The organism is Arthrobacter terricola (assembly GCF_004354015.1).
Lineage (GTDB): Bacteria > Actinomycetota > Actinomycetes > Actinomycetales > Micrococcaceae > Arthrobacter > Arthrobacter terricola.
In genome coordinates this window covers 13,169-26,240 of sequence record NZ_SMRU01000014.1, presented here as the reverse complement: position 1 = coordinate 26,240, position 13,072 = coordinate 13,169, and the positions used below count along the sequence as shown (strand labels likewise).

13 protein-coding genes are annotated in these 13,072 nt (G+C 58.7%); 9 read left to right on the top strand and 4 right to left on the bottom strand.

Translation table 11 applies throughout. The features are described from left to right. Positions 1 to 20: 20 nt before the first annotated feature. Positions 21 to 1,124, bottom strand: a complete 1,104-nt coding sequence (locus tag E1809_RS12835) for a glycosyltransferase (RefSeq protein WP_133204625.1) — start codon at positions 1,122 to 1,124, stop codon at positions 21 to 23. A 355-nt stretch (positions 1,125 to 1,479) separates the two neighbouring features. On the opposite strand from E1809_RS12835, the gene E1809_RS12830 reads away from it, so the two are divergent. From E1809_RS12830 to E1809_RS12810, 5 genes are all read left to right on the top strand, one after another. Further along, positions 1,480 to 3,015 (top strand): sugar transferase, encoded by a 1,536-nt coding sequence (locus E1809_RS12830; protein ID WP_133204726.1) that lies wholly within the window; start codon positions 1,480 to 1,482, stop codon positions 3,013 to 3,015. 41 nt (positions 3,016 to 3,056) lie between these two features. Continuing rightward, positions 3,057 to 4,370, top strand: a complete 1,314-nt coding sequence (locus E1809_RS12825; protein ID WP_133204725.1) for a UDP-glucose dehydrogenase family protein — start codon at positions 3,057 to 3,059, stop codon at positions 4,368 to 4,370. A gap of 2 nt (positions 4,371 to 4,372) precedes the next feature. Beyond that, positions 4,373 to 6,256 (top strand): DUF4012 domain-containing protein, encoded by a 1,884-nt coding sequence (locus E1809_RS12820; protein ID WP_235835577.1) that lies wholly within the window; start codon positions 4,373 to 4,375, stop codon positions 6,254 to 6,256. A 185-nt stretch (positions 6,257 to 6,441) separates the two neighbouring features. Beyond that, positions 6,442 to 7,044 (top strand): LPXTG cell wall anchor domain-containing protein, encoded by a 603-nt coding sequence (locus tag E1809_RS12815; RefSeq protein ID WP_133204624.1) that lies wholly within the window; start codon positions 6,442 to 6,444, stop codon positions 7,042 to 7,044. A gap of 343 nt (positions 7,045 to 7,387) precedes the next feature. Next, a complete protein-coding gene (locus tag E1809_RS12810) occupies positions 7,388 to 7,987 on the top strand; it encodes an arsenate reductase/protein-tyrosine-phosphatase family protein (protein ID WP_133204623.1) in 600 nt (199 codons plus the stop codon). Positions 7,988 to 8,007: 20 nt separating this feature from the next. Here the strand turns inward: E1809_RS12810 and galU are convergent, their stop codons facing one another. Continuing rightward, positions 8,008 to 8,898 carry a UTP--glucose-1-phosphate uridylyltransferase GalU gene (gene galU / locus E1809_RS12805; RefSeq protein WP_133204622.1) on the bottom strand — a complete coding sequence of 297 codons (891 nt, stop codon included), beginning with the start codon at positions 8,896 to 8,898 and terminating at the stop codon, positions 8,008 to 8,010. Between the two features lie 107 nt (positions 8,899 to 9,005). Beyond that, positions 9,006 to 9,482: a carboxymuconolactone decarboxylase family protein gene (locus tag E1809_RS12800; RefSeq protein ID WP_133204621.1), complete on the bottom strand. Its 477-nt coding sequence runs from the start codon at positions 9,480 to 9,482 to the stop codon at positions 9,006 to 9,008. Between the two features lie 199 nt (positions 9,483 to 9,681). Here E1809_RS12800 and E1809_RS27065 point away from each other — a divergent pair, with 199 nt between their 5' ends. Continuing rightward, the gene (locus tag E1809_RS27065; protein WP_133204620.1) at positions 9,682 to 9,891 is read left to right on the top strand and encodes a hypothetical protein; all 210 of its coding nucleotides are present in this window, start codon (positions 9,682 to 9,684) and stop codon (positions 9,889 to 9,891) included. A gap of 67 nt (positions 9,892 to 9,958) precedes the next feature. Here E1809_RS27065 and E1809_RS12790 read toward each other — a convergent pair whose 3' ends face one another. After that, positions 9,959 to 10,936, bottom strand: a complete 978-nt coding sequence (locus tag E1809_RS12790; protein WP_133204619.1) for an alpha/beta hydrolase family protein — start codon at positions 10,934 to 10,936, stop codon at positions 9,959 to 9,961. A gap of 154 nt (positions 10,937 to 11,090) precedes the next feature. Here E1809_RS12790 and E1809_RS12785 point away from each other — a divergent pair, with 154 nt between their 5' ends. From E1809_RS12785 to E1809_RS12775, 3 genes are read left to right on the top strand one after another with little or no spacing between them, the layout of a single operon-like run. Beyond that, positions 11,091 to 11,417, top strand: coding sequence for a YciI family protein (locus tag E1809_RS12785; RefSeq protein WP_133204723.1), 327 nt, complete (start codon positions 11,091 to 11,093; stop codon positions 11,415 to 11,417). Between the two features lie 30 nt (positions 11,418 to 11,447). After that, positions 11,448 to 12,734, top strand: coding sequence for an RNA polymerase sigma factor (locus E1809_RS12780; RefSeq protein WP_235835576.1), 1,287 nt, complete (start codon positions 11,448 to 11,450; stop codon positions 12,732 to 12,734). Next, on the top strand, positions 12,731 to 13,069 hold the full coding sequence (locus tag E1809_RS12775) for a YciI family protein (RefSeq protein ID WP_133204618.1): 339 nt from the start codon (positions 12,731 to 12,733) through the stop codon (positions 13,067 to 13,069). Before E1809_RS12780 ends, E1809_RS12775 begins: the two co-directional genes overlap by 4 nt. Positions 13,070 to 13,072: the final 3 nt, after the last annotated feature.

Genomic DNA, 13,072 nt, shown 5'->3' with positions numbered 1-13,072 from the left:
GATCGCAACATTTGCTTGTTCTAGTTATGCTCAGTTAGCTTGTCCAAAGATTTACGATATTTCCCGAGAACCGAATCCCACGAGTACATTTCCCTGCCGCGCTTGAGATTTGCCTCAGAACTCTTCTCTTGTTGTGGATTCGATTCCATCAGTTTTTCGATCGTCTCGCGAATATCGTCTGGAGAGTCGGACGTGAAGATAGCATCGTCGCCCAGAACTTCTCTGTTGAAAACGGTGTCAAGCGCGACAATTGGTGCGCCGGTGGCCATTGCTTGCACGAGTGCGGGGTTGGTGCCGCCCACGCTGTGTCCATGGAAATAGGCTCCCGCATGCTCCCAAAGAGCAAACAGTCGCTTGTCGTCGCTAATCCTTCCAAGCCATTTGAAATTCGAGTGCTTTCGGCTTAGTTTTTCCGCCATCTCATCAAGCTCACCGCCATATCCGGAAGTTCCGACGACGACGATCTTGTATTTTTGGGCAAGCTGATCTGATGCTTCGAGAAATTGCTGGATCGTGTTCTCAGGAACAAATCTCGCAACCACAAGGACATAGGAACGATGCTCCAGCCCTTCCTCTAAAACTAGGCCCGAAACCTCGTCACCTCCATATGGGATGAAGGTGCTGTCCCTCCGGAATTGAGCTTTCCACCGACGTTGGATCTCCTTCGCGTCAGCCACAAGCTCGTCGGCAAATCTCGCCGTAAAGTGCGCCCCGAGACGAAAGACCATTTTCGCAACTCGGCCCCATTTTGCCCGCTCCCACTCCATGCCATCCACGTTGACGAGAGTCGGGATGCCTCGCAACCTGAGAAGGGGCAACCAAAATCCATTCGCTACGTTCATCACAAGAACGACATCAGGTTTGGTCTTGAGGGCATGAATTACGGATGTCAAACCAAACGACAGCGTACTAAAGGATCGGCTCTCAATTCCGGGCGTGTTCTTTCGGCGGATCCTTGGATCGGCCTCAACGTCTGCGGCTTTGGTTTGCTCCCCGCGCCCGTATACGGTCACGTCCCACCCGTTATCCGCCAGGTACGGGGCCAGCTTGCGAACGGCTGTTTCGAAGCCTCCGTAGTAGCTCGGATAGCCTCTCGTACCAATAATTGCCATCGACTTGGTCATGCTCACCCCCATTTATTGCCGTTCTGATTCAGCGACAAGCCCGATTGACCTTGGTCGCCGAACGCAAAACGAGTCCAAATCTTTCGTATGTTGCCCACGCTTGCTTGATCGTCTAGCTCACGCCGTGTCAGCCGCTCATCCGTCAGGAGTTGGCGACACTGGACGCGAGCAGTCCGTTTCTGGATCCGAGGTTCCGAATCACCCCAGGGATGATGGTATCCCCTTAGATGCCACGACAGCTTAGATTACCTGCATGCCCAACGAGCGAGGATCTCGCGCGACGGTGGTGTTATTCGACGAGAGCCGCGGTACGTAGTGAAGACCAGGCGCCCGAATCGAAGTGCCAGCTATCGGGATGCCTCTAATTCGCAACATTAGAGTAGCCGCGCAACTCCCCTGTATCCTGACCTCGGGTACTCCAAAAACTGAACACAACTACTTATTGGGGATTCTGGTGGGGACGGTTTCTGATTGGCGAGTGCGAACCGCGCGCACTCTCAGGGTAGTTGATGCCTTCGTAATTGTCTGGGCAGTCGCAGGGGCGTACAGCATCCGATTTGGACTCGACTCAAGCGTTACGGTTGCCGGGCTGGACTCTAGCTACCTATTATTGTCCATCCTTCTGTCCGTAACATGGTGGCTCATGCTTGAGGCGTGGAGCACCAGGCAGAGCCGGATCCTCGGTTCCGGGCCTGACGAATACAAGCGGGTTGCCGCCGCTTCCCTTTGGCTGTTTGGATTCATCGCGATCTTCTCTTATGTTTTCCGCGTCGAAACTGCCCGGGGTTACGTTGGAATCGCTTTGCCTGCTGGTCTCATTGGTCTTCTCCTAGCTCGGTGGCTTCTACGCCAACATTTGAGTGTCCACCGGCAGCGAGGAAGACGGATGTCACGACTCCTGCTTCTCGGGGGTCCCAGTTCGGTGAGCCATCTAGCCACCACACTCTCGAGCGAGAAGCATGCAGGTTACCTACCGGTAGCCGCGTATACGCCGGGCCATGCTTCCAGCGCTGAAGAACTGGATTCTATTGGGCTTCCGGTGCTAGGCCACGAACCAACTACGGTCGCGATTCTAAATGCAATAGATCGCTCGGAGGCGGACGCCGTTGCAATCACGGCTGGGGTTCTCCTCCACCCAAAGACTCTGCGTCAGCTTGGATGGAAATTGGCAGACCGGAATGTTGGTCTAATTATGGCGCCGGCCTTGACTGATATCGCCGGCCCTCGCATTCATAAGCAGCAGGTGGCAGGACTCCCGCTCATGCATGTCACCACACCTAGCCTTGAAGCCGGTCAACGAGTTGCCAAGCGGCTGTTTGACGTAGTTGTCTCTGCAGGGTTGCTCGTCCTATTCTCCCCTGTTCTGGCTGTTGTCAGCCTCCTGGTGAAGTTCGACAGCACCGGACCGGTCATCTTCCGTCAGGATCGTGTGGGATTCGAGGGTGCCCACTTCAAAATGCTCAAATTCCGGTCCATGGTGGCGGATGCCGAGACGAGGCTGGCAGAGCACGCAGCCCTGAATGAAGGCAACGGTGTGCTGTTCAAAATAAAAAATGATCCTCGCATCACACGTGTCGGCGGCTTCCTCCGGAGGTACAGCCTGGATGAATTACCACAACTATTCAACGTTCTAACCGGTTCAATGAGCCTTGTCGGCCCCCGTCCACCATTGCCACGTGAAGTAGACGCATATGAGGACGATGTGCATCGCAGGCTCTTGGTCAAACCCGGAGTTACCGGTCTTTGGCAAGTGAGCGGAAGATCCAACCTTTCTTGGGAGGACTCGGTCAGGTTGGACCTCTACTACGTGGAAAACTGGTCGTTGGCGGGCGACTTCACAATTCTATTGCGTACCGCTAGGGCCGTTCTTGGCAGCCACGGCGCGTACTAACCGTTTCAATGCGAAAGACCTCTCTGGGGAAGGCAAGAACAATGCGAATTTCAGTCATCGGCTGTGGCTATCTAGGTGCGGTACACGCTGCATGCATGGCCAAACTTGGACATGAGGTAGTCGGTATCGATGTTGACGAAAGGAAGATCAGTGCATTCTCCACTGGTTCATCACCGTTCTTCGAACCAGGCTTAGACGAACTGCTGCGAGAGGTTCAAGCGACCGGACGACTGTCATTCACTAGCGACATGTCAAAGGCTGCAGGAAGCAGCGTGCATTTCGTCTGTGTTGGGACACCCCAAAGAAAAGGCGAGAACGGGGCGGACATGCGGTACGTAGACGCAGCCATGGACTCACTCCTCCCGCATGTCGGCCCCGGGGACATTGTCGTCGGCAAATCGACGGTACCAGTAGGCACGGCCGCTCGGCTTGCTGATCGACTTGCAGAGCACGAACCCAATGCCCATCTGGTATGGAATCCGGAGTTTCTACGTGAAGGACACGCAGTGGCCGACACCCTCTCTCCGGACCGCTTGGTCTACGGCGTGTCTGATGGCTCTGAGGATCATTTTGCCGTAGCAGTCTTGGACGAGGTCTATGCCGAACCGCTCGCAAACGGTTCACCACGGTTGGTGACCGATCATCCGACCGCAGAACTCGTCAAAGCGGCAGCAAATTCATTCCTTGCAACTAAGATCTCGTTTATCAACGCAATGGCAGAGGTCTGTGAGGCCGCAGGCGCGGATGTCACTAGGTTGGCCGACGCGATCGGAATCGATGACAGGATCGGTCGAAAATTCCTGAATGCCGGAATTGGATTTGGTGGTGGCTGTCTCCCCAAGGATATTAGAGCCTTCATGGCTCGGGCTGGGGAGCTTGGAGCGGACCAAGCCCTGACTTTCTTGCGTGAAGTCGATTCAATCAATATGCGCCGCCGGACTCGTGTTGTTGAACTAACGCGCGAACTGTGTGGGGGCAGCCTTCTTGGGCATCGCATCACAGTTCTCGGAGCCGCGTTCAAACCCGAAAGCGACGATGTCCGAGACTCGCCGGCTCTGAGTATCGCCGCGCAGCTCCAGCTTCAAGGCGCGGTAGTGACGGTGACTGACCCGAAAGCTCTGGAAAACGCCGCCAAACGGTTTCCCGAGTTGCAATACGAACGGGATTTGGAGACAGCGATGGCTGGAGCCGACACGTTGCTCTTGCTCACTGAGTGGCAAGAATACAGAGACCTCGACCCATTCGAGGTGGGTAGCGGCGTAGCCGGACTCCGGATTTTAGACGGGCGAAATGTTCTTGACGCCGCAAAGTGGCGTGCTGCCGGATGGCATTACCGCGGACTCGGAAGGCCATAAGAGTGACGGGAATTGAACCCTCCAACGGCAATGCGGGCGCAAACGGGGCCAGCCGCGCCACTCGAGCACCGCTCTCGGACAAACGTCGTCGATCAATGCTTGCCATTGCGATAAGCGTGGCCACCCTTTTGGCAATCACAGGGATAGCGATCCTGTGGCTCGGAACAAGAGCTTCCATCATTAAGAACGAGTTGGAAGCATCCACGCAGCTAGTGCCAAAGCTCAAGGAAAGCATCCTGAAAAATCAGGTTGCCGAAGCGTCTTCACTTGCAGAACAGCTGAAACAGCACACGGCTGCTGCCCGGCGTGCGGCCGCCGACCCGCTCTGGTCGCTTGCTTCAGCGACGCCATGGATCGGTTCGAACCTATCAGCTACATCCGAAATAGCCCGATCCGCGGACGACGTGGCAACTCTCGGAGTGGCCCCGTTGGTGAAAGTTTATGACTCGGTAAATTGGGACAAATTGATACCAAGCGGTGCTGGTACAGATCTCGGGCCGATACGTGAAGCGGCACCTGCAGTTACGTCCGCAGCACGCGCGGTGCGCGATTCAGCCGACCGTTTGAATCGCATTGACACTGGGAGCTTGCTCCCCCAAATCGCTGAACCCCTGGCTCAAGCCAAGCAACAGCTTGCTTCCGTTGTTGACGAACTTGAAACTGCCTCGGACGCCGCTCAACTCGCCCCAGCCATGCTTGGTGCCGACCAGCCGCGACACTACCTGCTTCTCGTCCAGAACAACGCCGAAGTACGGGCCACCGGGGGAATTCCTGGAGCATTAGTCGTCCTCACCGCAGACAAGGGCAAAATCAGCCTCTCTGATGAAAGCAGTGCCACCGAGCTCGGTACATTCAGTCCGCCTATCGCGGTTGACCCTGAGCAGGAACGGATCTATAGCTCCCGCATGGGAACCTTCATGCAGGACGTGAATTTCACACCGGACTTCCCCACTGCGGCAAGCACTGCGCTGAAAATGTGGGAACAGAAAAAGGGCGAAAAACTCGACGGGGCGGTGTCGATCGATCCAGTCGCTCTGGGCTACATCTTGGATGCCACCGGCCCCGTCACCCTTCAGGACCCGCAGTTGCGGGCCCTGACCGCCGGAAAACTTCCTGCTGAACTCAGTGGCAAGAACGTGGTCAAGACCCTCCTTTCGGACGTTTACGCCGAAATCAAAGAACCAAAGGTTCAAGACGCCTACTTCTCAGTCGTGGCAAAGGATGTCTTCGGCGCCCTTACCTCCGGTAAGGGCGAAGCAAAGACCCTGCTTGCCGGGGTCGGGAAGGGCGTGGAAGAGCGCAGAATTCTCCTGTGGTCGGCAAACACCGCAGAACAGTCCGTCCTTGGCAAATACACTCTCAGCGGATCAATTTCAGGTCCTAGTGTGCCAGCCGCACAGTTCGGCGCCTATTTCAACGACGGCACCGGCGCAAAAATGGACTATTACTTGAAGCAGACCGTTCAACTAGTCGAGCAGTGTGGAGCCGATGGATACGGAACCGTAAAGGTCCGCATCACCAGCACAAATACAGCGCCCGCTGATGCAGCATCTTCTCTGCCCGACTACGTCACCGCTCGGGGAGTGTATGGCGTACCCGCCGGATCGGTGCAGACAAATGTACTTGCCTACGGTCCATCTCAAGCGCAGGTAGAAACCGCCACTCAGGATGGGAAACAGGTTCCGTTCGGAGCACAACGGCACGATGATCGACCGGTAGGCACACTGTCTCTCCAACTAGCTCCCGGCCAAAGCAGTACGGTCGAATTCACTTTCGGGAAGATCGTGCAGCATAGCGAGCCGGAATTGGTGGTCACTCCAACTGTGGAATCCGCCGACAAAGTTGTACTCCCAACGCAAACGGAAAGCTGCAGTACCACCAGGTAGACAGCGTGTAAACCCTTTGTAACAGCTTTGGATTTACTTTGCGGAACCCGCTCGGGGGATGATAGCTTCTTTCTCGGGTAGGTCTCAGATTTCAGTTCACGTGTCCGTGGTGGATGAAATCACGCATCAACACAATTGAAATACGTACTAATCTCACGTACGTACCAGGTCTCAGGGGGACAAAATTGAAGAAATCACTTGCAGTGCTCGCGCTCGCGGGCAGTATCGCACTCACCGCATCCGCTCCGGCCATGGCCGTTGATTACCCGGCACCGGCCCAGCAGGGCACCGTATCCAGCGCCACAGTAACCATTGGCGGAACCGTTGTATTCTCCGGAACTGGCTTCACGCCCGGCGAAACCATCAACGTCACGATCACCTTTACCGCTGCTCCTCAGGGCGCGGCAGCACCCGGCACGGGCGGCGGCATCGCCTTGGCTGTACCGGGAGCCCTTTCTCTGGCACCGACCACGGTTACAGCCGTTGCTGACGGCTCGGGCGCTTTCTCCACCAACGTCACGCTGTCTGCAGCCGGAACTTACCAGCTGACCGCAGTCGGCGCTACGTCCGGCCACACGGTCACCGCAACGGTGGTCGCCGCCGGCGTCAGCCCCGCAGGCCTGGCCAACACCGGGTCGGGCGCCACCGGCACCGGCACGGGTCTGGCTAACACGGGTGTCGACTCCAGCCTGGTTCTCTGGGGCTTGGTCGGCGCCGGTGCGCTGGTTGCCGGTACCGCCTCGGTAGTTGTGGTTCGTCGCCGCGCGAAGGCCGAAACCGCAGCCTAAAGCAGTACCAAAGGAGGGGTTGTTTCCGATTATCCGGAAACAACCCCTCCTTGCTTTGCTCATGCTGTAATTTATGACCATGGGGAGACACTGGCGAAAGCGGAAAAGGCTGAGCTTGAATTTTGATGCGCTCTCACTTCCACGGATTCCTTACATAAGTAAGCAGACGTGGTCAATCGCTTTCCTGATCGTCCTTGCCCTGACTTCTTTCACCATGGCAGCAATCGCCCTCACGCGGCACTGATGCCAGGCTTTCAGCGTCCTCGGCCGAAGCGCGCCCACCTGTCAATATGTAAATATCTGCAATACCCGGCACCAACAAGTAAGTAAGAGAGCACTACCCGTGGATTTGCCCCGCCCCGTTCGGATCCTCACCGTTTGTACCGGCAACATCTGCCGCTCCCCCGTCGCTGAACGCCTACTTCAAGCGGGGCTCGACCAAGTCCTCGCCGGTGGGTTCGAAGTCAGAAGCGCCGGCACTCGGGCGATGGTCGGCGAGCCGATCCAACCCCTCTCGGCGGATGTCATCCAAACATACGGCGGCTCTCCGGATCATTTTGCGGCCCGCCAGCTCACGCAGAAGATCCTGAGGGAACAGGACTTGGTGCTCACCATGGCATCCAGCCACAGAGGTGAAGTCCTCCAGCTTGACCCTTCCCTTCTCAAGCGAACCTTCACGATCCGTGAATTTGCTCGGATGGTAAGTGCCCTTGAAGAGCGCGACGACGATACCTCCAGCGTCGACCACCTGACATTCTGGCGAGACCTACCGGCACGGGCATCCTCCGTGCGACACCTTGTCCTCGCCGCACAAGCCTCCGACAATGACGTAGCAGACCCCTACAAGCAAGGCGCCGACGCATACCTCAGGATGGAAGACGAACTTGCACCAGCCATCCTGAGGATCCTCCGCTTCGCGCGCCTATCCATGCAAAACGCATAACAAATCCGCTACTAGCGTGCCTAGCCCAAGAATTCCTTCATCCAGGACCTCAGGTCTTCGCCGAACTCGGCCCGTTCTGAAGCGATCGTGATAACGGCCTTCAAATAACTGAGCTTGTCCCCCGTATCATACCGGCGGCCGCGGAACACCACTCCGTAAACACCGGCGCCATCTCCCTGACTCGCGGCAAGGGTCCGGAGGGCATCCGTCAACTGAATCTCGCCGCCACGCCCCGGCCCCGTCTCTTCGAGGACGTCGAAAACGGCAGGGTGCAGCACATATCGCCCGATAACGGCAAGGTTCGATGGCGCTTCTTCAACCGAAGGCTTCTCGACCAGGCTATTCACACGGACGTACTCCTCCCCGGAAACAAGCGAAATATCGGCGCACCCGTAGGCGCTGATCTGGGACGGTTCAACCTCGATAAGGGCAATGACTGACCCGCCCGTCTTGGACTGCACGTCAATCATGATGGAGAGAAGCTCGTCATCCTCATCAATGAGATCGTCACCCAGCAAGACCGCAAATGGCTCGTTACCTACGTGCTGCCGGGCGCAAAGCACGGCGTGGCCCAAGCCCTTGGGTTCGCCCTGTCGGACATAGTGGATAGGCCCAAGCCCGGATGCATGCTGCACAGTGGCGAGACGAGTCTCGTCGCCCTTCAATTCCAATGTTCGTTCCAGCGCAGGCGCACGATCGAAATGGTCTTCAAGTGAGCGCTTGTTGCGCCCGGTGATCATCAGGATGTCGTCGAGACCCGCTTTGACGGCCTCTTCCACTACATACTGAATGGCCGGCTGATCAACTACCGGCAACATTTCCTTCGGCATAGCCTTGGTGGCAGGCAAGAATCGAGTACCCAACCCGGCCGCAGGAATAACAGCTTTACGAACTAATCCCCCCATAGTCATGGGGTAATCATACGAATTGATATTCGGAAGCGCGAACGGCCATTCCAAGCGTCGGTAATCTAACTCAAGATGACGCAAATTACCGCAGAGTAACCCGCGAAGATCCTCTAACCCCGGGCTTTCCTTACCGGATGTCCGCTGAGGATCGACAGCCGATTGAAAGCATTGATTCCGATTCCGGCCATACAAAGCACGCTGATCTGCTCCTCCGTGTAGACCTGACGGGCCCGTGCGAATAGTTCCGGGGTTGGATGCTCGACACTCATACGGGTGATCTGTTCCGCGAGCTCAAGGGCCACTTTTTCTGACTCGGTGAAGAGTTCCACCTCTTCATACACGGGGATCAGGGACAGACGCTGTTCCGTCTCGCCATAGCTGAGAGCGCGACGATGATGGAGGTCCAAGCAGAACGCACAGCCGTTGATCTGCGAAGCGCGGTAATTCACCAATTCCAAGGTAGTCCGGGGGATCCCCGTCCTGTCTGCCGCAGCGTTTACCTGCTCGGCATATGCGTTGAGCGCTTGATAAGCCGCTGGCACCTGCTTGTCCAAGTAGCTGGCAAGACGAGGAGTAGTTTCATTCATTCGATGAGCCTATCCGAGAGGTCTCCGGTGACTTCCAACCGGAAGTCTCCGAGCACTGTCCAAACGACGTCAACATCTGCAGCTCAGTATCCTTACTCAGCACTTACATTCACCCGTTGGAAGGTTGCGGGTGCTACGGCTCTCGAAACAGGTAGCTCCCACTCGGGCGTAAGGCTCACCCGATCCATACCCTCAAACCATGATCAATCCAATTCACATGGTTCCCGGGCGACCGCAGCAGCCACAACGTTCGGGGAAAGACACGTTGCAAGATGCGGGGTGGACCATGCTGTCCGTAGCCGTCGGCCTGGTCCTTATCCCGGCTATCGCAATTGACGAGGCACTCCGTACCTTGTTCCCAGGCATCCGGCGCGAAAGCGAGCCGGACCTCGGACCATACATCAACTAGCGACTGTCTTCCTCAGCCCCCACCCACGCAACCGGCGCCACCCACCCGCGCCAGCCCGCCGTCGTCGTTATTTCGCCGTATCCGCGAGCCAGGTGAGGATCGTGTCCAGGCTCTCGGGGTCCAGGTGGGTGTCGGGTTCGTTGTAGCCCGTGCCCGGTGACGCGAGGACTTCGGCCTTGCTGCGCGTATCTTCCTTGAAGACGTGGTTGGCGTTGGGCGGCAACGCGAAGGTCACGTTCGGCATCCCGATGGCGGCTTCCTGCAGGGGGTGCCCATCGGCGTGGAAGTCGATCTGAACGTCCTTTCGGCCGATCAACACGAGGGTGGGAATCCGCACCTTTCCCAACGAGTCCAGGCTGGACTCGACCCAGAGCTCGCGCGCGAGTGGGAGGTTCATCGGGGCCTCGAAACTGGCGAGCACCATCTTCACGCTGTCCGGAATGCCGGGATCGGGGTTCATGGGCAGTCCCTCTGCGTATCGCGACGCCGCTTCCTCCACCTTGGACATCATCTCGGCCCCGCCAGGCACCTGGGCGGACTGAAGGGCCAGTTGCGACAGCAATACGGCCTGGATCGGTCGGCCAGGGGGCGCCGCAAGGATGATCCCGACGAACGGAAACTTCTGCTGGCTGGTGACGTAATGCAGCACATGGAGCGTGCCCTCGCTGTTTCCGAGCCCGACAATCCGTGCTGAATCAACGAAATCCTGGCCAGCGAGCACCCCAACGGCGGCGGCCAACTCGTCCAGGTGGGACTGCATGCTCACGAATCCCAAGAGCTTCGTGACATTCTCGATCGCCCGCGGGCCGGACGCCCGTTTGTCGTAGCGAATGGACGCGAAACCGGCATCAGCGAACGCCTCCGCGAATAGCTTGGCGCTCCCGTTCTCGCCCGGGATCAGCGGCGAGCACCAGTCCCTGTCCGTCGGGCCGCTGCCGGCAACCAGAACCACCGCCGGAAACGGCCCATCGCCGTCGGGCCGGACAACCGTGCCCTCCATGGTGATGCCGTCCAACTCCCAGGACACCTCGATAGAACTCGCCATGCCCACAGTCTCACAGCGGACTACTATCGGGACAAGCGTCCTCACGCAGGCCCGCCGATACATTCCAGAAAGAAATTCTTCACCGGGTGTCCTTTTGGGGCGGGCACATCCGTCGTAGGGGTATCGACAAGAAATAGGAGTGAACGTGGAATACATGCTTTTCATCTGCACCGATCCCACCGCGCCGAAGTACGTGGCCGAGGAGGACAACATTGAGGAATGGGTAGCCGAAATGGAAGGACGCGGCGTCACCCGGCACGGGGACCGCTTGCGTCCCGTCCAGGACGCCACCACCGTCACCGTGCGCGAGGGTGAAGTGCTGGTGTCCGACGGGCCGTTCGCCGAGACGAAAGAATGGATCGCAGGGTACGACGTCATCTCCTGCGCAGACCTCGACGAAGCCGTGGAAGTCGCCTCCAAACACCCCATGGCCAAATTCGGCAAGATCGAAATCCGGCCCGTGTGGCCACTGGGCCTGTAGCCGATAGGTACAGGGGGAAAGGATGCAGGCGTGCCCGAGCTGACGGAGGTCCAAGCAGCCATCACGGCCGCCTCGGCCTCGGAGAGCGCACGGATCAACGCAACCCTCATCCGGGTGACGGGCGACTGGAGCCTGGCCGAAGACTGCGTACAAGACGCCTTCGCTCGCGCCATGGCTGACTGGCCTGCCCGCGGCATCCCGAAAAACCCCGGCGCCTGGATCACCACCGTGGCCAAGAACCGCGCGATCGACCGCCTCCGCAGCGCGGCCAGCGAAAAGCGGGCACTCAGCGAACTCGCCATCCTCTCGGAACTCGAGGAACTGCCCGAAGAGCCCGACGGCGGTCCAACACTCGACGACGACCGCTTACGTCTCATCTACACCTGCTGCCATCCGGCCCTCCCCATGGAAGGCCGGGTGGCACTGACCTTACGAACAGTCGCAGGCCTGGGGACCAACGAGATCGCCCGCGCGTTCCTGGTCTCCGAATCCACCATGTCCAAGCGGCTGGTCCGTGCCCGGGCCAAGATCAAGGAGGCGGGAATCCCCTACCGGGTACCGCCGCCGGAGCTGCTCGGCGAGCGCACCGCCGGAGTCCTGGCCGTGCTGTACCTCATGTTCAACGAAGGCTACTCGGCAACCGGCGCCGACTCCTTGACCCGTGACCCGCTCGTCAAGGAAGCAATCCGGCTGGCGCGCTTGCTCGTCAGCCTGCTCCGCAGTTCCCCTCAACAACCGGAGGCACTCGGACTGCTGGCACTCATGCTGTTCCACCACGCACGCCGACGCTCGCGACTCGACGACAACGGAGACATCGTCACGCTCGAGGACCAAGACCGCACCCTCTGGGACACTGCCTCGGTCACCGAGGCGAGCGGTTTGCTCACGACGGCGGAGCGCACCGCCGTCGAGCACGGCACCCCGCCGGGGAGCTACCGTATCCAAGCCGCTATCGCGGCCTGCCATATGGCGGCGCCCGAATTCGACCGCACCGATTTCGGCCGGGTGGCGTCGCTCTACGAGGCGCTTTCCCGCATTGCGCCCTCGCCCGTCGTCGAACTTAACCGGGCAGTCGCCGTCGCGATGTCCCAAGGGCCAGCGGCGGGACTTGGCCTCATCGAGGAACTAGACCAAAAGCGATCCCTCGACGGGTACTACCTGCTGCCGGCCGCCAAAGCCGACCTCCTACGACGCCTCGGAAGGACCACCGAGGCCAACCTCGAATACCAACGCGCCCAGGCACTCGCGCCGAGCGACACCGAACGCCGCTACCTCAACAAGAGGCTGGCGGAGACCACCCTCAAGGAGCAGAAATGAAGCACCTCCTCTTGATCCCCAACAATTTCGACACCTGGAACGCCCTCCCGCAGGACGAGGTGGACGCGATCATGCAAGCCCACGCCACACTGCAGGCGGAGCTCCGCGCCAACGGAGAATTCGTCGAGGCGCACGAATTGGGCGAAGAAGCCACCTACGTCACAACGAACGGCGGCGAGCGCACAGTCACCGACGGGCCGTTCATGGAGACGAAGGAAATCGCGGCCGGGTTCTACATTGTTGACTGCGCCGATACCGCCCGGGCCGTGGAGATCGCGGGCAAGCTCGGCGAGTCCCGGTTGTGGCCCATCGAGGTCCGCCGCATGGACCCGTAACTC